Raw genomic sequence first — 1,857 nt, forward strand, 5'->3', positions numbered from 1 at the left:
TGTACTAAAATCAGGACAAAACCTGTTGGTACAAATTGTAAAAGAACCAATTTCTACAAAAGGGCCAAGACTAAGTTCAGAGCTTTCTATAGCAGGTAGATTTTTGGTTTTAGTTCCTTTTTCCAACAGAGTTTCTGTATCACAAAAAATTGAAGATCCCAAAGAAAAAGAACGATTAAAAAGATTAGCAAAAAGCATAAAACCCAAAGGTTTTGGCGTTATTCTAAGAACTGTTGCAGAAGGTAAAAAAGTAGCAGAATTAGATAGAGATTTGCAAAACTCATTAGAACGCTGGAAAACAATGTGTAAGCGTATTGCAAACACAAACACACCAACTAAAATTTTAAGCGAACTAAACAGAGCATCTTCTATATTGAGAGATGTTATGAATGATAGTTTTACAAGTATTGTAACAAATGATGAAACCTTAAAAGTAGAAATTAAAGAATATCTACAAGAAATTTATCCTGAAAAGGAAAAAATTGTAAGGTTACACAGATCTGAAACTCCAATTTTCGAAAAATATGGAATTGAAAGACAAATAAAAACATCGTTTGGTAAAACAGTTTCTATGAGTAAAGGTGCCTATTTAGTGATAGAGCATACAGAAGCTTTACATGTTATTGATGTAAATAGCGGAAACCGTTCTAACAAAGCAGGTTCTCAAGAAGATACAGCATTAGAAGTTAATTTAATTTCTGCCACAGAAATTGCACGTCAATTACAATTGCGTGACATGGGTGGTATAATCGTTGTAGATTTTATAGATATGCACAAGGCTGAAAATAGAAATAAACTCTATCAGCATTTAAAAGAACAAATGGCTTTGGATAGAACAAAGCACAAAATATTACCTCCAAGTAAATTTGGTTTGGTACAAATTACAAGACAAAGGGTTAGACCAGAGTTAAGTATAAAAACTACCGAAACCAACCCAAATAAAAATGGAGAAGTAGAAGCGCCAATTGTCTTATTAGACAAAATAGAGGCAGATTTAGAAAGATTTATTTCTAATCCAAAAAATAAAAAGATACAATTACACTTGCATCCTTTTATTGCTGCCTATTTATTAAAAGGCGTAAATTCTATACGTTTTAGATGGTATCTAAAATATAAAAAGTGGATTACTATTATACCTAGAGATGCTTACACATACTTACACTATAGATTTAAATCTGTTAAAGATTAATTTTTATACATGTAAAAGGCAATAATTTATTATCAACAAAAAACCCAAAACTTTAAGTTTTGGGTTTTTTTCTTTTATAATAAGATGTTTATTTTTTTTCTTTTATAAGGTACATATATACCGGAAAGTGATCTGAGTAACCACCTGTATAAGTTCCGTTAGAAAAACTTCTAAAAGGATAGCCCTTGTATCTGCCTTTTTTTTGCATTAAAAAACGTTTGTTAAAAATATTAGCTTGGTACATTTTATAAGTAGAAAAATCTTTTTTTCTTTTGTTAAGTAGAGAGGATGAAATTAAAATCATATCAAAAAGATTTAAATTATCTCTAAAGGCCAAAGTGTTAAAACCTCTTCTGTATAAATCTTCATAAGGATTGTAAATATCGTTTTTGTTTACATCTCTTTTTCTACTTTTTGTTTTTAAAACTTTTTTAAAGCTAGTGTTTATAGGGTCATCATTAAAATCGCCCATCATTAAAATCTTAGCATTTGAGTCTTCTTTTCTAATTTTTTCTATAATTTTTGTGTTTTGGTAAGCCGCTTTTTCACGCAAAGGTCTGCTTTTTACTTCTCCACCACTTCTAGAGGGCCAGTGGTTTACTATGAAATGCATTAATTCGTCATCTAAATAACCAGAAACTAATAATTGATCTCTAGTGTAAACCTTA

The 1,857-nt window shown here is 29.7% G+C and carries 1 protein-coding gene and 1 pseudogene; one reads left to right on the forward strand and one right to left on the reverse strand.

The window, feature by feature from the left end; genetic code table 11:
• On the forward strand, positions 1-1,189 hold a 1,189-nt coding region (locus ACTG3S_RS13630; protein WP_439129886.1), incomplete at its 5' end, for an Rne/Rng family ribonuclease.
• Between the two features lie 88 nt (positions 1,190-1,277).
• Here ACTG3S_RS13630 and ACTG3S_RS13635 read toward each other — a convergent pair.
• Positions 1,278-1,857 (reverse strand): annotated as a pseudogene (locus ACTG3S_RS13635) (endonuclease/exonuclease/phosphatase family protein); the annotation flags it as partial.

The organism is Polaribacter sp. (genome assembly GCF_965656025.1).
Taxonomy (GTDB): domain Bacteria; phylum Bacteroidota; class Bacteroidia; order Flavobacteriales; family Flavobacteriaceae; genus Polaribacter.